This window comes from Brachybacterium endophyticum (genome assembly GCF_003130585.1).
GTDB classification, from domain to species: Bacteria; Actinomycetota; Actinomycetes; order Actinomycetales; family Dermabacteraceae; genus Brachybacterium; species Brachybacterium endophyticum.
The window spans coordinates 412,093-429,659 of the sequence record NZ_QFKX01000001.1 but is presented as its reverse complement, the minus strand read 5'-3'; the positions used below and the strand labels follow the sequence as shown (position 1 = coordinate 429,659).

Here is a 17,567-nt window from a genome sequence, read left to right as displayed (position 1 = left end):
CGCCAACGTCCCGCTTCTGGACGTTAGCGCCACCGCGTAGCCGGCCGGATCGCGCCTCTTTTCTTGCGGTCATCAACCGCTAGGCGGACCAGGACTTCGAGTCCCTGCTGAGCGTCGAGGGCGAACTCGTGACGGCGCCCGTCACGATGCGCAGCTTCACCGACGAGGCCGGGGGCCTGCCCGCGGTGAGCACGATCAGGGCCCCGGACTCTGTTGCGTTACAGGAGCGGCTGCTGAGTCCGGACGGCGGGAGGTTTACGGCGCAGGCGCCCTCGGAGAGTGCGCTGTCGAAGGACGTGTGACGCGCGAACCCGTCCTGCATGGAGCCTCGCCGATCACAACTCATCACTCGCTCCAAAAGGGCAGCAGGAGGGGCTTACGCCTTATTCGTTTCTACCGCCCCTCGCCCAGCACGAACGTCGCCAGCGCTACCGCCGGAATCTTAGCCGTGAGCACGTGCCCACGCACGCTCCTGGATCGCCGCACCGACACGTCGCGCGGCTCGCGGTTGTTGTGCACCACCACAACATCCCGGCCACCCGACCGCGCCCCGACGCACAGCAGCCCCTCGCCATCGACCGAGGTCTCGACCAGCTGCGACCCCGGCGTGACGAACCGCGAGAAGTGCGACATCACCAGCAGCTCCGCATTCGGCGTCAGCTTCGTGCCGTCGGCCTCCCACTGCACGAGTCCCGTCCCGTTGGTGAAGGTCGAGGGCCCGGGGCCACCGTCCTCGTCGAGCACCAGGTTGAACAGGATGACGCCCCGGTGGCGGTGCGCGAGGCTCGGAAGGAACAGGTTGGTGGACATCCACGACAGGCATTCCGCGAAGTTCTCGGGATAGCTCTTCTCGAGGTTCCGCGTGCCGGTCTGCTCGGTCAGCCAGATCCTGGCGCCCGGGTGGGCTTCCTGGACGGCGTCGCCGGCGCTCGCGGCATCGCCGCCGTAGGCGTGGAAGCCGACGCCCCAGGCGTCCCGGCGCTTCGCCGCCAACCCGTCGAGCACCTCGATCGGGTACTCGGGGTGGTCCCAGTTGTGGTCGTAGACGTACACCTCGGTGCTCTGGTGGTGCCGCGCCAGGGCGTCCTGCGTGCGGGCGATGACGTCGACCTGCTCGTCGGCCGTCATCGTCATGCACGGGTACTGCGCCTCGCCGTGCAGGGGCTCGTTCTGCACGCTGATCGCCGCGACCTCGAGGTGCCGCACGCGGCGGCGGTACTCCTGCACGGACCGCGCGAGGTACTCGGCGTACAGCGCGCGGGTGCGGGCGTCGTCGTGCAGCGATCCGCCGATCAGCGAGCCGGAGGTCTTCATCCAGGCGGGCGCCGACCACGGCGACATCAGCACCGTCAGCTGCGGGTTGATCGCGAGGATCTCGCGCAGCACCGGCAGGATGCTCGCCTCGTCCCGCTCGATGGAGAGGTGCCGCAGCGGATCCGCGCTCGGTCCCTTCCAGTCGGCGAAGGTGTAGTAGTCGGCGTCGGTGGTGAAGTCGCTGGTGCCGAGCGGGATGCGCAGGGCGTTCAGACGGTGCGCGCCGGTGGGTGAGAACAGGTCGGTCAGCAGCGCGCTGCGGCGCTTCGTGCCCATCTGCAGCAGCAGCGTCGCCGCGGAGTGGGTGAGCGCTCCGCCGAACCCTTCGATCCGTCGGCCGCGCAGGGGCGCCCCCACGTCGATGACCGTCGGGGCGACCTCGGTGCTCGCCGGCAGCGCCGTGAACATCGTCGCCGGATCGGGCGAGGTCGCGATCACGCCGCCCTGGCGCGGGATCGACACGATCGGCACACCGGTCGCGGCGCGCGCGGTGCCGTGCTGATGACCATGGCCGCTGCCCTGCCCGCGTCCGTGGCCGCCGCGACCGTCGGCTGCGGCGATCGGCGCGGTCACCGCCGCACCGCCGGCGGCGACGGCGGCGGTGGCTCCGCCGAGCAGCGCCCGGCGGCGAGAGGTGCTGGTGGGGGATGCATCGGACACGGCGTTCTCCTCGGTGGAACGGTGTGGTGGAACTGGTGCCCACCCCGGGATAAAGATGCCACGCAGCACACAGCACGCAACAGCTCTGCCTTCCGGTACGACACCAGCTCCTGCCGTGCGACCGACCAGAATGACCCTGCGAGCGGATGCGCGATCCGCTGCCGACACCTCGTTCGCGCCAGGAGTCTCATGCCCACCAGTCGACGGGACATCTCCCTCACCCAGCTGACCTACTTCGTAGCGGCCGCCGAGCACGGCAGCATGACGGCCGCGGCGGAGGAGCTCCTGATCGCGCAGTCAGCGATCTCCACGGCGATCACCCACCTGGAGCACCAGCTGGGCATCCAGCTCATGATCCGGCAGCGGGCCAAAGGGCTTCAGCTGACCGCAGCCGGCGAGGACTTCCTGCAACGTTCGCGGCGGATCCTGGCTGAGGTCGACGAGACCGTGGCGGCGCTGCACTCCGAGTCGCTGACGGGGAAGGTCAGTGTGGGCTGCTTCCGCACGCTCGCCCCGTTCTTCCTGCCCACGCTCGTGCGCGACCTGGGCGAGCGGGCACCGAAGCTGCACGTGGGGATCACCGAGCTGACCGCCGACGAGGTGGCGCCGGCCCTCGCCGCCCACCGGATCGAGGTCGCCCTGACGTACGACCTCGGGCTGGATGCCACCCTCCGCCTGGAACGGCTCGCGCAAGTGCCGCTCTACGCCGCGGTCGCACAGCATCATCCGCTCGCACACCGGGAGTCCGTGAGTCTCGCCGAGCTCGCGAAGGAGCCGCTGGTCCTGCTGGATCTGCCGCTCAGCCGTGACTACTTCCTGCGCACGTTCACCAATCACGGGCTCCAGCCGACGGTGCGCTACCGGTTCGAGAGTTACGAGGCGGTGCGGGCGATGGTCGCGATGGGCCATGGCTTCACTCTCCTGAACCAGCAGCCGAAGATCGATTCCACGTATTCCGGCGGAAGCCTGTACCACATTCCGATCCTCGAGCCGACGCGCTCTCTCGACATCGTCCTCGCCTGGAATGGCGAGGGGGCTGTTCCCACGCGCCGTGCGCGCGCTTTCGCGGACACCTGCCGGGATGTGATCGGCGGATCGGAGCTCGCAATGGCCGCCGACGAACACCTCTGACCTGCAGTAACGGACCAGAAATCCCGGCAAGCCCCAGCGTGTGGCGAGCCGCACGCGCACAATTCATGAGACTGGACGTCACGCTTCGGTCACGGCGGGAATCTGCCCGCACTATCTGAAAAACAGAAGAAGTTCCCCACATTCCGCTATTTGCACGATTCCTCGATGGCCCCGATTCTGGTCGGACCCATCACCCCGAGGAAGGGGAATCCCCATGGCCGCCCCAGCCGTCCCGGATCCGCGCAGCGATCAGGTCGACCGCCGCTCCATCCGCACCAGCACCGTCGCCGGCTCGATCGGTGTGCTCGTCCACTGGTTCGACTGGGCGGTCTACGCCTACATGGCGACCACGATCTCCGCTGTCTTCTTCCCGGAGTCGGACCGGACCGCCGGCCTGCTCGCCACATTCGGGGTCTTCGCGATCTCCTTCCTGGTCCGCCCCATCGGAGCCGTCATCTTCGGCCGCCTCGGTGACAGGCTGGGCCGCACCACGACCCTCACCATCGTGATCCTCTCGATGGCCCTGTCCACGCTCGTGCTCGGCGTCCTCCCGGGCTACTCGACCATCGGCATCCTGGCGCCGATCCTGCTCATCGTCACCCGTGTGGTCCAGGGACTCGCCGCCGGCGGCGAGTTCGGCAGCGCCGCCGCCTTCCTGGGCGAGTTCTCCCCCGCCAAGCGTCGCGGATTCGGCTGCAGCTGGCTGGAGTTCGGAAGCCTGCTGGGCTTCCTGCTCGCCTCCTTCTGCGTGCTGATCCTCGAGACGGTGTTCAGCAGCGGGCAGATCACGGGCTGGGCCTGGCGCATCCCGTTCCTGATCACCGTCCCGCTGGGCCTCATCGGCTTCTACATCCGCCGACGCATCGAGGACACCCCGGAGTTCCGGGCGCTGCAGGAGCTCGAGACCGTCTCCTCCTCCCCCGTGCGCGAGGTGTTCCGCTCCAACTGGCGCGAGTTCCTCAAGACCTGCGGCATGGAGATCTTCATGAACGTGACGTTCTACGTGGTGCTGGTCTACCTGCTGACGTACCAGGAGGTGAACCTCGGGTTCGACGCCGGCCGCGCGGCGCTCCTGTCCACCGTCGGCTCCGCGCTCGCGCTCGTGGTCGTCCCGCTCGCCGGCGCCGCGTCGGACCGCGTGGGTCGCCGCCCGGTGCTGTTCACCGCCGCGATCGCGCTCACCGTCCTGTCCGTGCCGCTGTTCGCGCTGATGCGCGTGGGCGCCACCTGGGCCGCGCTCGTCTCGACCATGGGCCTCGCCCTCATCCTCGCGATCATCCTGGGCACCCACGCGGTCACCGTCGTCGAGCTGTTCCCCACCCGCACCCGGCAGACGGGACTGTCGATCGCCTACGCCCTGACCGCAGCGTTCTTCGCCGGCACCGCTCCCTACCTGCTGACCTGGCTCATCGATGCCACCGGCAGCACGATGATGCCCGGCTTCTTCCTCGCCGCCGTCGGCGTGATCGGCATCGTCACCGTCGCCACGATCCGCGAATCCCGCGGCATCGACCTCATGAAGGACGAGGACCTGGCCCCCGCCCACGCGACACCGGCCGACGCACCGACCGATGCCCAGGGCCGCGCGTCGCTCCCCTCTCCACCGCCCGCGGCACCGCTCGCCTGAGGCGCGTGACGACCGCCTGCATCCCACCGCAGTCTCCCCCGAGGAAGGACAGCTTCATGCCTATCCCCCCTGCCCCGGCCACCGGGTCCGTCGATTCCCCCGGACCCGCCGCATCCGCAGAATCCACCGAGGTCGTGATCGTCGGCGCCGGACAGTCCGGCATCGCCGCGAGCGCTCATCTCACCCGCCTGGGCATCCCACACATCGTCCTCGAGAAGGCCGACGTCGCCGACCGCTGGCGGCACGGCCGGTGGGACTCCCTCGTCGCCAACGGCCCCGCCTGGCACGACCGCTTCCCCGACATGGAGATCCCGGGCGTCGGACCCGACGAGTTCGCCACCAAGGACCAGATGGCCGACTACTTCGGCGCGTTCGCCCGGAGCTTCGGCGCCCCCGTCCGCACAGGCGTCGAGGTGCGCTCCGTGACGCGGAGGGAGAGTGCCCCGGGGTTCCTCGTCGAGACCAATCAGGGCACCATCACCGCGGGTAACGTGATCGCGGCGACCGGCCCGTTCCAGGTCCCCGTCACCCCGCGGATCATCAGCGAGGACCTGGTGCCGCATCAGATCCATTCCGCGGCGTACCGCAACCCCGAGCAGCTCCCCGAGGGCGGCGTGCTCGTGGTCGGTGCCGGCTCCTCCGGCGCCCAGATCGCCGAGGAGCTCCGCGCGAGCGGACGCCAGGTGCACCTCTCCGTCGGCCCCCACGACAGGCCCCCACGCAGCTATCGCGGCCGGGATTTCGTCTGGTGGCTCGGCGTGCTGGGCAAGTGGGACGCGACCGCACCGGACTCCGACCACGTCACGATCGCGGTGAGCGGCGCCCGCGGCGGCCACACCGTCGATTTCCGAGAGCTCGCGGCCGCAGGCATCACGCTGGTGGGACGCACCGAGGCCCCGCAGGACGGCACGATCCGCTTCGCCGACGACCTGCAGCGCAACATCGCCGCCGGCGATGCCAACCTGCTGGAGCTCCTGGAGGAGGCCGATGCCTACGTCGAGGCGAACGGTCTGGACCTCCCCGAGGAGCCCGAGGCCCACCACCTGGGTCCCCTGCCCGCGAGCGTCTCCGATCCCGTGCGCTCCATCGATCCTCACGAGGCCGGCATCACCACGATCATCTGGGCGACCGGGTACGCCCAGGACTTCACATGGCTGCAGGTCGACGCCTTCGACGCCGCCGGCAGACCCGCCCATCTGCGCGGCGTCTCCACGGAGGCCGGCATCTACTTCCTGGGACTGCCCTGGCTGTCACGTCGCGGTTCCAGCTTCATCTGGGGCACATGGCACGACGCGATGCACGTCGTCGACCACATCGACACCCGGCGCCGGTACGCGCAGTACGCACCCGCCCCGCAGACCCTGTCGAGCACATCGACATCGCCGACCCCGTCCGCACCCGCTCAGCATCTTCTGGAGGAGAGCATCCGATGACCACGCACACCCGTATCCGCCCCTTCAACACGAAGGACACCTACCCCGAGCAGAACCTCGACAACGACCTGTGCCAGGCCGTCGTGGCCGGCGGCGTCGTCTACCTGCGCGGCCAGATCGGACAGGACATCGATACCCGGGAGTCCGTCGGCATCGGCGACGTGGAGGCCCAGGCGGAGAAGGCCATGTCCAACATCGCCCTGCTGCTGGAGGAGTCCGGCAGCCGCCTCGCCGACGTCGTGAAGGTGACCGTGTACCTCACCGACATCCGCTTCCGGGAGACCGTGTACCGGGTGATGGGCCGCTGGCTGAAGGGCGTGCACCCCGTGTCCACTGGTCTCGTGGTCGATGCGCTCGCACGCCCCGAATGGCTCGTGGAGATCGACGCCACCGCGGTGATCAGCGACCCGGCCGACGATCACGAGGGGGCGGCCCGGTGACCTTCTCGATCGTCGCCCGTGACTCACGCTCCGGCGCCCTGGGCATGGTGGTGAGCTCCTCGAGCCCGGCGGTCGCCTCCCGCTGTCTGCACCTGCGGGCAGGCGTCGGCGCCGTCGCCTCCCAGAACGTCACCAACCCGGCCCTCGGCCCCGCCGTGCTCGACCGGCTCGAGGCAGGCAGCCCCGCAGACGCTGCTCTCGCCGCCGTCCTCGCCGAGGAGCCGCACGCCGAGTACCGGCAGCTCACCGTGGTCGACGCCGACGGGCAGACGGCCGAGCACTCCGGGCAGAACGCGCTCGGGACGCGGGCCGCCATGATCGGCGACCAGTGCGTCGCCGCCGGGAACCTGCTGGCCGACGAGTCCGTGATCCCCGCGATGGTCGACGCGTTCGAGGCGAGTGCGGGCGAGGACCTGGAACGGCGCCTTCTGGCGGCCTTCCGGGCCGCCGTCGATGCCGGCGGCGAGGCGGGAGCGATCCGCTCCGCCGGCCTCGCCGTCGTCGAGGACGTGCCCTGGCGGACCACGGACCTGCGGGTCGACGACGCCGAGGATCCGCTGGGCGAGATCGCCCGACTGCTCGAGCTGTGGATGCCCCAGAAGGCCGACTACCGAGTACGCGCCCTCGATCCCACCGCTGCCCCTTCCTACGGTGTGCCGGGGGACGAGTGATGACGGAGACGACGAGCGCGCCCGACCTCGCGACGCTGCTGCACGCTGTCGAGGCGGGCGTCGACGGCATGCTCGACGATCTCCTGGCCGTCAGCCACACCCTTCATGCCCGCCCGGAGACCGCGTGGAACGAGCACGAGTCCGCCGCCGTGCTGACCGGCCGCCTGGAGGCGTGGGGCTTCGAGGTGGCCCTCGGCGTGGCGGGCCTGCCCACGGCCTTCGTGGCCGAGCACGGCACAGGCTCGAGGACCATCGGCCTGGTCGCCGAGTACGACGCCCTGCCGGGGCTCGGTCACGCCTGCGGCCACAACGTCATCGCCGCCGCCGCGCTCGGCGCCGCCCACGCGCTGCAGGCCGTGGCGGATGAGCTCGACCTGCGGATCCGGGTGCTCGGCACCCCGGCGGAGGAGGGCGGCGGCGGCAAGATCCCGATGCTCGGGGCCGGATGCTTCGACGGCCTCGAGGCGGCTCTGATGATCCATCCGGGGCCGGCGGATGCCGTGCTCGCCAGGCCCCGAGCCGTCGCCCATTTCGACGTCGAGTACCAGGGGACGGCCTCGCACGCCGGCGCCTACCCGCACCTGGGCGTGAACGCGGCGGACGCCTTCACCGTCGCCCAGGTCGCCATCGGATTGCTGCGCCAGCAGCTCCCCGACTCCCTCCGCATCCACGGCATCGTCCAGGAGGCGGGCACGGCACCGAACGCGATCCCTGGGAGCGCAAGAGGATCCTGGTACGTGCGCGCGGACTCGCTCGACGAGCTCGATCTCGCCTTCGAGCGGGTCCGCCGCTGCTTCGAAGCCGGGGCGATCGCCACCGGCTGCTCATGGGAGCTGCGGGAGACGAGCCCCCGCTACGCCGAGTTCCACAACGACCTCGAGCTCGCCGAGACCTTCACGCGCCTCGCCGCCGCACAGGGACGGGACATGGATCTCGCAGAGGACGGGCCGCGCGGCATGGCGACAGCCTCGACGGATATGGGCAACGTGTCCCAACGCGTCCGAGCGCTCCACCCCTATCTCTGCATCGACTCCCTGCCCGCCGTGAATCATCAGCCCGGGTTCGCGGATGCCGCTGCCACGCCCGCGGCGGACCAGGCAGTGCGGGACGGCGCTGTCCTCCTCGCACAGACCGTGGTGGAAGCACTCGCCGATCAGGCACGGTGACGGCGTCGACCAACCGGTGCGAACCGTCACCCAGCGCTGCGCTCGCGGGGTCCATCCGCGCAGGCCGGTAGCCTCGAGCCGTGGCCACCTCCCGTCGCTCCAGCACCCGTCGGCGCGGCGGAGCATCCCGTAGGAGCAGCTCCTCGCACCGCCGGAAGTCCTCGCGCAGCACCCCGCCCGACCTCCCCTTCGTCGGCCCCGGCGAACGCCTCTGGATCCTCGACGTCCCCTACGGCACCCAGGTCGAGGGCGCGAGCTGGCATCCGGCGGTCCGGATGCACCTGCACGTCGGCCGCACCCTGCCGGAGCACCTCAAGCCCTACGCGCCCGGACCGCACACCCTGGGCCGGTTCCTCGAGAACACCATCAACCCTGAGGACCCCACCCCGAATCCCGAGCCGGCCGAGGATCTCGAGCCCCGGCAGAACCAGTACGAGGCGGCCGACGCGATCGCCGAGCGCGCCGCTGCCGGCGGTCGGCAGTTCCTGCTGGCCGACGAGCCGGGCGTCGGCAAGACGATCTCCGCCGTGCTGGGTGCGAGCGCGGTGGGTTCCCTGCGCGATGCCCGGCGGGTGCTCGTCGTCGCCGACCGGCCCGCCGCGATCACGATCGGGCACTGGAGCCGCACCATCACGGCGCTCGGCGACAGCGGCCTGGAGTGGGTGGTGATCACCTGGGACCGGCTGGAGAAGGTCGCGGAACATACGTGGGACGTGATCATCGCGGACGAGGCGCACGCCCTGCGTCGCACCACGACGAAGCGGTGGAAGCTCTGGGCGCGGATCTCGGGACACGGCAGGGCGCACGAGAAGGCGCCGTTCGTGATCACGACGACCGCGACGCCCGGCCACACCCCGCTCGAGCTGCCCTACCTCGCGCCCGCCTACGCGCAGGTGCACGACGAGCCCATGACCGAGTGGACCTCGGCGACCAAGCCCGGCGACAGCTTCGCCACCGCTCTCGAACGCCACGGGGTCGGCGTGGAGCGGGGGCGCTACGGCGCGACCTGGACCACCGACGCCACCCGGCGCACCACGGACCTGGCGCGGGTGCGCAGCTGGCTCCAGGAGGCGCAGCCGCCCGCCATGCTGCACCGCGCAGCGCCCTGGGGGCCAGTGCCGATCTCGGGGATGCCGGTGGCGCTCACGCAGGCCGAGCGCAGCGCGTACGAAGCGGAGTGGGGCGAGTTCTGCCGCGAGATGGACGTGGCCCGGCGCGGTCGCAACACCGCCAAGGGGCGGGCGGCGCTGCTGCGCTTCCGGCAGAAGGCAGGGCTGATCCGGGTCGATTCGACGGTCGCCTGGATCGCCCAGCAGGTCGAGGCCGAGCGGCAGGTCGCGTGCTCGGTCGAGTTCGTGGGCACCGCCGCCGATCCGATCACCGAGCGTCTGCAGGACGCCGGCCTCGAGGTCGCGACGATCTACGGCCGCGACCGCTTCGACGCCGAGGCCGAGCGGCTGCGGTTCCAGACCGGGCAGGCGAAGGTCTGCGTCTTCACCACCGTCGCCTCGATCAGCCTGCACGCCGGCGAGACCCTCGCAGACGGCCGACAGGCCAGCACCGATCCGCGGGTCGGGCTCTTCCACCAGGCCCGCTTCTCAGGCATCGCGGGTCGGCAGGTCACCGGTCGCACCCACCGCGACCACCAGGTCTCGCCCTGGCACATCGCCTTCGCCCAGGACACCGTCGAGGAGCAGGTCAGCAAGGTGATGGTGGAGCGGATCGCCGCGGCCTCCGACACCGTGGGCGGGGATACCGAGGGGCTCAGCGATGTTGCGCAGCTGCTCGGGGCGGACTGGTTGCCGACGGGGAGTTTGACGGAAGACCGGGAGTGACGCGGCCACCGGAGCGACCACGACGCCGACGGCGCCCGCTGAGACCACAGACACCCCGCGACATTCGGGCCATCTACACCGTCGCCGTGCCATACGCTTCGTTCCCACACAGCAGGCCCGAAAGTCGCCCGCTTACCGACCATTCGGGATGTGACCAGGAGTAGAGAGGTCGAACATGACGGAAGCCGACCGATCCGGACGCCTCACACTGGGCACAGTCCTGACGACCGCCGAAACGAGATTCGACGACGTCCTCGCCGTCCGGCACACCTTCACTCCCGACGGCCTCACGGGCACAGCCGATCTCACGGCGGAAAAGGTGCTCGCCTACACGCGCAGGCAAGAGCCCGGAAACAAGGTCGGGACCTCTCCTCCGCCGTTGTGGCTCGTGTTCATGGCGGATGGCAAGCGCCGCTCACGGTTCCTCACCGCTTTCGAGAACCACGGTCATCTTCCCGCCGAGGCAACAGCGAAGCACCGATTCTTCGATCTCCGACCCTCTGAACTGCTCAGCTCGTTGCGGCAGCGGCTCGTCGTGGAGTGGTCAGGCGACACGATCAACTGGGCCAAGAAGGGTGTGGCTGCGGCAGGATTCCCGATCGTCGAGATCTCCGATCCTGCTCCCGTGGCTTTTCCGGGGTTCGACCGCTTGGTCATCTCCTTCACCGAGCTTCAGGACATGGTCGAGATCTCGCGGTACCGGGCATGGCAACACGCTCTGAGCTCCGTGCAGGGGATCTACCTGATCACCGATGAAACGTCGGGGAAACACTACGTCGGCAAAGCAGACGGGACCGAACGCATCCTCGGCAGATGGCGTCGCTATGCGCGGACCGGACACGGCGACAACGTGGCCCTTCGAGCCCTCGTGGGAGGAGACATCAGCCGGGCCACATCGTTCCGGTTCAGCATTCTTCGGGTCTTCGGTCCGGATACGCCGAAGGCCGACGTCGATCACTCCGAGGCCCATTACAAGGACGCTCTCATGTCTCGGACCTTTGGGTTCAACAGAAACTAGGAACCGACCCCCTTCCCTGCCCTGACTACGCCACCAGAGACGTGCCTTCGTGCTGACATCCCGCGCCGAGGGCGCCTGGGCAAGCGCTTCGAAGCGTTGCTGACTTGCGTTGCGACGTGGAGAAGCACGGGGCCGAATGAGCAGGGCGACTGCTAGCCGCTTACCGAGAACGGTCAGTGTGGCTGCCCGCGCGACCCGCCGATCACCCCAACCCCACCCCTTGACATCAGGTCATGCGTTGGCAAAGAGTGGGTCATGGAAGTTCTTTTCGAACTTCTGGACGTCGGCGGACGTGACTTTCTGCGCCAGGCGACGCTCCTTCACTGACCTGCAGAAGGATTGATCGATCATGTTCCGCATCCGCCATCTCGCCGCCATCGCCGCCGTCGGTCTCGCGGGGGCCGTGTCGGCTCCCGCGGCTGTGGCCGCCCCGGCGACCCCGGCCGCATCGGAGTCCGAGGGGAGCACGATCAGCCCCGTCGCCTACGCGGACCGCACCATGCGGGAGTTCGGCGTCGGCAATGACATCGACTTCAACCGCGACACGACGGCCGCCGCGCGCAGCAACATCGTCAAGCACGAGGGCGCCGCCAAGCACTGGCATCGCACCGATGTCCAGGGCGCCGCCGGCCACGTCTACGTGACCTACGAGAACACCACGACGGGCGACGTGCTCACCCTCGGCGTCAAGACCGTCACCAACATGGAGGGCGATCACCTCGTGAACCAGGCGGCCTGACCGTCTCGCACGTCAGCGCGCGGGCCCACCCCGCTGCGCCAGACGGTCCTTGATCCCCTGCAGTGCCCGCCCGATCCCGGTGGCCTCGTCATCGTCCTCGGCCGGGATCTCCACGTGATCGACGACGGATCGCATGGTCGCCACATCGATGCTGGGCATCCCGCTCTCGAGCAGGGTGCCCAGCCGCCTGCCGACGAGACCCTCGAGGGTCTCCGCGGCCTCGGCGCCGCGCTTCTCGCGGGCCTCCCCCAGGCGGTCGCGCAGCATCCGTGCCGCCGCCCCGGACATGGAGATCGGCTCGCTGTGGCCGGCCACGTCGACATGTTCCACGAAGACTCCCCTTCGAGCAGTGAGCGGGCAGATCAGGCGTCGACGACGCCGGCGCCGGGCCCGTCGGCCGCGGGCTTGCCGGTGCCGGCCTCATCGCTGCCGGACTCCTGATTCTGCACCCCGGCTGCCGACGCCGCCCGGTGCGAGCCCTGCGAGGAGGCGCCTCGGCCACCCGATTGCTCCCGCAGCGCCTCGCCGATCGCCGCGCCCTGCGCCTCTCCCTGGGCGGCACCGACGGCGCGGCCCTGGATCAGGTCGGGGATGCTGAGGCCGAGCGTGGACTCGACGGTGTCGAAGATCCCGCGCAGCGCCCCGGCGGACTCGCCGGAGAACTGCTTGCCGGCCACGTCACCCTCGTTGCCGTCGGAGCTGACCACGGTGATCTTGCCGATCTGCGCGTAGCCCTTGGCGAAGGTGTCCATGAGGGTGGGCAGCTGGTCGACGACGCGCTGGGCCAGCAGCGCCTCCTGGTTCTCGCGCAGCGCCTCGGCCTCGGCGCGCATCGCGGTCGCGCGCGCCTCACCGGCGAGGCGCTGGGACTCGGCGTCGGCCTCGGCCCGCAGCTTCACGGCGCGGGCGTCGGCCTCGGCGACCTCGGCGCGGGCCTCGGCCTGACGCCTCTGCTCGAAGGCCGCGGCCTCGGCGTCCTTCTGGCGGCGGTACAGCTCGGCGTCCGCCACGCGCTTGACGTCCGCATCCAGCTGGGCCTGCTTGTTCTCGGCCTGCTGCTGGAGCACCTCCTGGCGGGACTTCTCGCCGGCGAGCGCCTGCGCCTGCTCGGCCTGGGCCTGGGCGCGGCCGACCTCGGCCTGGGCGTTGGCGCGGTTGGTATCCAGCGCCTGCTGCTCGACGAGGTTCTGCTCCTCGTTGCGGATGCGCTCCTTGGCGACCGCGCGCTCGGCGTTGGTCTGGCTGATCTCCGCGGCCTGGCGCTTGGCCTCGATCTCCGGGGCGCCCAGGGACTGGATGTAGCCGACGCCGTCGGTGATCCCGCGGATCTGGAAGGAGTCGAGGATCAGGCCCTGCTCGCGCAGTTCGGGGATCACCGTCTCGGCGATCTGCTCGGAGAAGACCTTGCGGTCACGCATCAGCGAGATCACCGACTGCTGGGCGATCACGCCGCGCAGCACGCCCTCGAGCTGGTCCTGGGTGAAGGACTCGATGGCGTCGTCCTGGGAGGCGAAGCGCTCGGCCGCCCGCCGCACCAGGGTGTTGTCCGAGCCGATCTTCACCAGAGCGACCGCGTCCACGGCGACGGTCACGTTGTCGGCCGACTGCGCCTCGGCGCGCATGTTCACCTGGCGCTGGCGCAGCGAGATGACCTCATGACGCTGGGTGATCGGGTTGACGATCGCCTTGCCGTTGACCACGACGGTGGTCGCGGACGTGGAGCCGTCCTCGTTCTTCTGGCTCTTGCCGGAGATCACGAGCGCTTCGTCGGCGCGGGCGACCTTGATCCAGCCGCGGATCACGAAGAACGCGATCACCGCGATGACGAGGAGGATGACGAGGATCAGGGCGATGAACCCGATGATCCCGATGCCGAGGAACGAACTCATGACACTTCCTTCTGTGGAGCATGGGCGTGGGTACAGGATCCCATGGAAATGTCAGGAAATCTCCTGTGCGGGGAAGGTGCGGATGGGGAGAAGCCCCCATCCGCACGCAGCCCCGCCAGGCTCTATAGGATCGATGGGTCCCCACCGCTCCCAGCGTCGGCAGCGATGACCCGCAGAACCGATCCGCGCTGGAGCCCCGTGACCTCGTCCCCCGCCTCGCCGTCCGCCGCGCAGCCTGCCCCGCTCGATCCCTCACGGCTGCGCCTGGTCATCCTCGCGATGGGGCTCGGCGCCTTCGCGATCGGCACCACCGAGTTCGCGTCCATGGGGCTGCTGCCCCAGATCGCCCGCTCCCTCTCCGTGAGCGTCCCGCAGGCGGGCATGCTCATCACCCTCTACGCGCTCGGCGTCGTGATCGGTGCGCCGACGGTGACGATCGCCGCGGCGAGGATGCCCCGCGCCCGGCTGCTGATGCTGTTGATCGCCCTGATCGGCGTGGGGAACCTGGCCTCCGCGCTGGCGCCGACGTTCGGCGTGCTCGCGCTCGCGCGCTTCGTCGCGGGCCTCCCCCACGGCGCCTTCTTCGGCGTCGCCGCCCTGGTCGCCGCGCGCCTCTCCCCTCCCGGCCGGCGCGCCCGCTCGGTCTCCCGGGTCATGCTCGGCCTCACCATCGCGACGATGCTCGGCGTCCCGGCCTCCACGGCGCTCGGCCAGAGCGTCGGCTGGCGTGCGGCCTACGTGATCGTCGTGGTGATCGCCGCGGCCTCCATGGTCGCCATCTGGCGCCTGGTGCCCGAGCCCGGCGGCAGCGCCGTCGCCGGTTCCATGCTCGGCGAGCTGCGCGCCCTGCGCCGCGCGCAGGTGTGGTTCGGCCTGGGCATCGGCGCGATCGGCTTCGGCGGCATGTTCGCCGTCTACAGCTACATCGGCGAGATCGTGCCCGGCGTGCTGGGCCTCAGCGAACGCGCCGTGCCGATCGCCCTGTTCGTCTTCGGGGTGGGCATGACCGTGGGCACGATCATCGCCGGGCGGCTCACCGACCACAGCATCTACGGCGCGATCACCCTGGGGCTGATCGGCATGATCCTCAGCCTCACCGTGTTCGCGCTCGTCGCCCACACCGCGATCGCCGGCATGACCCTGCTGTTCGCGATCGCCGTAACCTCGCAGTTCATGGGCCCCTCGCTGCAGCTGTTCCTGCTCGACGCCTCGCCCGACGCGCCCTCACTCGCCGCCTCCCTGCAGCACTCGGCGCTGAACATCGGCAACTCCGCCGGCGCCGCGCTCGGAGCCGCGGTGCTCGCCGCCGGCTGGGGCCTGCTCGCGCCCGCGTGGACGGGCGTGGTGCTCGCGGTGGCAGGGCTCGGGATCGTCGGGGCGTCGTACCTGGTGCACCGTCGGCAGGCCGCGCAGGGCACGACGGCGCCGCAGAGCGCCTGATCCCGCCGCGGCGGAAAGCGGTGGAAGCGCCGGTCGGCCGAGGCTACGGTGCGGGCATGGACCTGGCTCCCGCGCACCAGCGCTACTGGCAGGCGTACCTCGACCAGTTGCCGGCGGAGGCCGACGACCTCCGGAACAGCCGCGTGATCGTCGAGCCCGCGGGCAGTCCCGCGATCACCGATCACCTGATCGACCTCTACCTCGCCGGGACGAAGACCGCCGGGAGCGGTCTCCTCGCGGACTACGAGTCGGCGGGCGATCCCCTCCCCCGGGTCGGCGACCACTGGGTCGCGCTCGGCGCGAGCGGCGAGCCCCGCAGCATCCTGCGCACCGAGAGCGTCGAGACCCATGCCTTCCGGGACGTCCCGGAACGGATCGCTCACGCGGAGGGTGAGGGCGATCGGACGCTCGCGACCTGGAGGCGTCTGCACGCTGAGTTCTACGCGCCTCACCTCGAGGCGTGGGGCGTCGAGGACCTCGAGCAGGCGACCGTGGTCACGGAGTTCTTCGCGCTCGTGTTCGGGGAGCAGGGCCTGGCGGAGTAGGCCGGTCGCTCGCAGCGGGGCCGCCTCGCGGCCACCGCGCCGGTGGCACACTCACAGTGTCAGCTCGGTCGACACCGGAGGAGATCTCGGACCCCATGGCAGAACACGACGTCGATGTCCTCATCGCCGGGGCCGGGCCCGTCGGCCTGATGGCCGCCCTCTCCCTGGCCCGCTCCGGGGTCTCCGTCCGGCTGGTCGATGCGGCCGACGGGCCCGCGACGACCAGTCGCGCCCTCGCGGTCCACGCCCGCAGCCTGGAGACCTACGACCAGCTCGGGCTGCTGGGCGAGATCGCGCCGCAGGGCACGCGGGTCAACGCATTCATCCGCCACGAGGAGCAGGGCACCGACCGGCTGGACTTCGACTTCACCGGCGCCCCCACCGGCTTCCCCTTCCTGCTCAACGTCGACCAGGTGGTGCTCGAGCGTGCGCTGCGGGCGCAGGTCGCCGTCCACGGGGTCGACCTCGAGTGGGGCACCGCGCTGGAGTCCTTCGAGCAGGACGACGATGGTGTCACCGCTGTGCTGCGCTCCCCCGGGCGCGAGGAGCACCCCGAGGGCGATGCTGGCCGTGAGACGGTGCGCGCCCGCTATCTGTGGGGCTGCGACGGAGGGCATTCGACCGTCCGCAAGGCGCTCGACCTGCCCCTGGAGGGCGAATCCGCGCACACCTGGCTGATCGCCGACGCGATCGTGGACACCGGCGTCGATCGCGACGGAGTGCACTGGCTGTTCCCCGGCGGCGGCGCCGTCATGCTGTTCGCCTTCCCGGAGGCCAGGAAGTGGCGGCTGCTGGATACGACGGGGGCCGGCGACCCGGAGGATCCGGGCGCGATCGCGCGGCAGTTCAGTGCCAAGCTCACGCAGGCCCTCGGGCAGGACACCCACGTCGAGGAACCCAGCTGGGCCTCGCGATTCACCATCCAGCAGCGCGCGGTGCCGGCGATGCACGTCGGCCGCTGCTTCGTCTCCGGCGATGCCGCGCACGTGCACTCCCCCGCCTCGGGACAGGGGCTGAACACCGGCGTCCAGGAGGCCTACAACCTGGCCTGGAAGCTCGCCATGGTGCTCCGCGGCGAGGCCGACGCCGCGCTGCTGGAGACCTACGACGCCGAGCGGGTCCCCGTCGGCCAGGCGCTCCTGGAATCCACCGGCCGCATGATGGCGACCGTCATAGTCGATGACGCGGAGCGCCAGGCCGAGACCTCGGCACCCGCGCCGGAGAACGCCAGGGATGCCAGGGGCACCCGAGACGCCGACTCTGCCGAGTCCGCCGAGGAAGCCGAGGCCGCGCATCGCCGATTCGAGCGCGGCCTGATCCGCGGTATGTCCGGCCTGCAGATCGCCTACACGGACAGCCCGCTGACCCTGGCGGATGCGCGGGCGACCCCGTCCGACCTGACGCCCGTCGGGCTCCCGGCCCGCGGGCCCCGGCCCGGTGAGCGCCTCCCGCAGATCCACGCGGCCGACGCGCAGACCCCCGGCTGGACGGCGCTTCGTGACGCTCCGCACCCCTGCCTGGCATCTGCTGCGCTTCGCGGAGCAGGGCACGGATGTCTCGACGCGCCCGGGTTCGGCGCACGAACCGGCGCAGGCTGCCCCGCTCCCGGACTGGCTGGAGGCGGTGACGATCAGTCGCCGCCTCGAGGGTCCCGGTGAG

General features: G+C 70.5%; 15 protein-coding genes. 12 read left to right on the top strand and 3 right to left on the bottom strand.

Annotated features, from left to right (window positions below; all coding sequences use genetic code 11):
* Positions 1-393 precede the first annotated feature (393 nt).
* A complete protein-coding gene (locus DEO23_RS01875) occupies positions 394-1,974 on the bottom strand; it encodes a glycoside hydrolase family 30 protein (RefSeq protein ID WP_109274298.1) in 1,581 nt (526 codons plus the stop codon).
* Between the two features lie 189 nt (positions 1,975-2,163).
* Here DEO23_RS01875 and DEO23_RS01870 point away from each other — a divergent pair, with 189 nt between their 5' ends.
* The 9 genes from DEO23_RS01870 to DEO23_RS01830 all read left to right on the top strand — a co-directional run bounded on the left by DEO23_RS01870 (position 2,164) and on the right by DEO23_RS01830 (position 12,034).
* On the top strand, positions 2,164-3,105 hold the full coding sequence (locus DEO23_RS01870) for a LysR family transcriptional regulator (protein WP_109274297.1): 942 nt from the start codon (positions 2,164-2,166) through the stop codon (positions 3,103-3,105).
* A 214-nt stretch (positions 3,106-3,319) separates the two neighbouring features.
* A complete protein-coding gene (locus tag DEO23_RS01865; RefSeq protein ID WP_109274296.1) occupies positions 3,320-4,732 on the top strand; it encodes an MFS transporter in 1,413 nt (470 codons plus the stop codon).
* A gap of 56 nt (positions 4,733-4,788) precedes the next feature.
* Positions 4,789-6,165, top strand: coding sequence for a flavin-containing monooxygenase (locus DEO23_RS01860; protein WP_109274295.1), 1,377 nt, complete (start codon positions 4,789-4,791; stop codon positions 6,163-6,165).
* Entirely contained in the window at positions 6,162-6,605 is a 444-nt protein-coding gene (locus tag DEO23_RS01855) for a RidA family protein (RefSeq protein WP_109274294.1), read from the top strand. Before DEO23_RS01860 ends, DEO23_RS01855 begins: the two co-directional genes overlap by 4 nt.
* Entirely contained in the window at positions 6,602-7,276 is a 675-nt protein-coding gene (locus DEO23_RS01850) for a DUF1028 domain-containing protein (protein WP_109274293.1), read from the top strand. Before DEO23_RS01855 ends, DEO23_RS01850 begins: the two co-directional genes overlap by 4 nt.
* The gene (locus tag DEO23_RS01845) at positions 7,276-8,442 is read left to right on the top strand and encodes an amidohydrolase (protein WP_240613164.1); all 1,167 of its coding nucleotides are present in this window, start codon (positions 7,276-7,278) and stop codon (positions 8,440-8,442) included. The genes DEO23_RS01850 and DEO23_RS01845 overlap by 1 nt, the downstream gene beginning before the upstream one ends.
* Positions 8,443-8,522: 80 nt before the next feature.
* Positions 8,523-10,277 carry a DEAD/DEAH box helicase gene (locus DEO23_RS01840; protein WP_109274292.1) on the top strand — a complete coding sequence of 585 codons (1,755 nt, stop codon included), beginning with the start codon at positions 8,523-8,525 and terminating at the stop codon, positions 10,275-10,277.
* A 175-nt stretch (positions 10,278-10,452) separates the two neighbouring features.
* The gene (locus DEO23_RS01835; protein ID WP_109274291.1) at positions 10,453-11,295 is read left to right on the top strand and encodes a GIY-YIG nuclease family protein; all 843 of its coding nucleotides are present in this window, start codon (positions 10,453-10,455) and stop codon (positions 11,293-11,295) included.
* Positions 11,296-11,644: 349 nt separating this feature from the next.
* Positions 11,645-12,034 (top strand): hypothetical protein, encoded by a 390-nt coding sequence (locus DEO23_RS01830; RefSeq protein WP_109274290.1) that lies wholly within the window; start codon positions 11,645-11,647, stop codon positions 12,032-12,034.
* A 12-nt stretch (positions 12,035-12,046) separates the two neighbouring features.
* Here DEO23_RS01830 and DEO23_RS01825 read toward each other — a convergent pair whose 3' ends face one another.
* Entirely contained in the window at positions 12,047-12,364 is a 318-nt protein-coding gene (locus DEO23_RS01825) for a hypothetical protein (protein WP_109274289.1), read from the bottom strand.
* 32 nt (positions 12,365-12,396) lie between these two features.
* On the bottom strand, positions 12,397-13,923 hold the full coding sequence (locus tag DEO23_RS01820; protein ID WP_109274288.1) for an SPFH domain-containing protein: 1,527 nt from the start codon (positions 13,921-13,923) through the stop codon (positions 12,397-12,399).
* A 198-nt stretch (positions 13,924-14,121) separates the two neighbouring features.
* Here DEO23_RS01820 and DEO23_RS01815 point away from each other — a divergent pair, with 198 nt between their 5' ends.
* The 3 genes from DEO23_RS01815 (at position 14,122) to DEO23_RS01805 (ending at position 17,566) form a co-directional block, all read left to right on the top strand.
* On the top strand, positions 14,122-15,363 hold the full coding sequence (locus DEO23_RS01815; RefSeq protein ID WP_240613163.1) for an MFS transporter: 1,242 nt from the start codon (positions 14,122-14,124) through the stop codon (positions 15,361-15,363).
* Between the two features lie 56 nt (positions 15,364-15,419).
* Complete coding sequence (locus DEO23_RS01810) at positions 15,420-15,908, top strand: ASCH domain-containing protein (protein WP_109274286.1); 489 nt, start codon at positions 15,420-15,422, stop codon at positions 15,906-15,908.
* A 95-nt stretch (positions 15,909-16,003) separates the two neighbouring features.
* A complete protein-coding gene (locus tag DEO23_RS01805) occupies positions 16,004-17,566 on the top strand; it encodes an FAD-dependent oxidoreductase (protein ID WP_205678803.1) in 1,563 nt (520 codons plus the stop codon).
* The last annotated feature ends 1 nt before the right edge of the window (position 17,567 follow it).

What these genes read in the sequence shown, in the direction of transcription:
- DEO23_RS01870 (WP_109274297.1), top strand. Translation starts at nt 2,164, where the DNA reads ATGCCCACCAGTCGACGGGACATCTCCCTCACCCAGCTGACCTACTTC.
- DEO23_RS01865 (WP_109274296.1), top strand. Translation starts at nt 3,320, where the DNA reads ATGGCCGCCCCAGCCGTCCCGGATCCGCGCAGCGATCAGGTCGACCGC.
- DEO23_RS01860 (WP_109274295.1), top strand. Translation starts at nt 4,789, where the DNA reads ATGCCTATCCCCCCTGCCCCGGCCACCGGGTCCGTCGATTCCCCCGGA.
- DEO23_RS01855 (WP_109274294.1), top strand. Translation starts at nt 6,162, where the DNA reads ATGACCACGCACACCCGTATCCGCCCCTTCAACACGAAGGACACCTAC.
- DEO23_RS01845 (WP_240613164.1), top strand. Translation starts at nt 7,276, where the DNA reads ATGACGGAGACGACGAGCGCGCCCGACCTCGCGACGCTGCTGCACGCT.
- DEO23_RS01835 (WP_109274291.1), top strand. Translation starts at nt 10,453, where the DNA reads ATGACGGAAGCCGACCGATCCGGACGCCTCACACTGGGCACAGTCCTG.
- DEO23_RS01830 (WP_109274290.1), top strand. Translation starts at nt 11,645, where the DNA reads ATGTTCCGCATCCGCCATCTCGCCGCCATCGCCGCCGTCGGTCTCGCG.
- DEO23_RS01820 (WP_109274288.1), bottom strand. Translation starts at nt 13,923, where the DNA reads ATGAGTTCGTTCCTCGGCATCGGGATCATCGGGTTCATCGCCCTGATC.
- DEO23_RS01810 (WP_109274286.1), top strand. Translation starts at nt 15,420, where the DNA reads ATGGACCTGGCTCCCGCGCACCAGCGCTACTGGCAGGCGTACCTCGAC.
- DEO23_RS01805 (WP_205678803.1), top strand. Translation starts at nt 16,004, where the DNA reads ATGGCAGAACACGACGTCGATGTCCTCATCGCCGGGGCCGGGCCCGTC.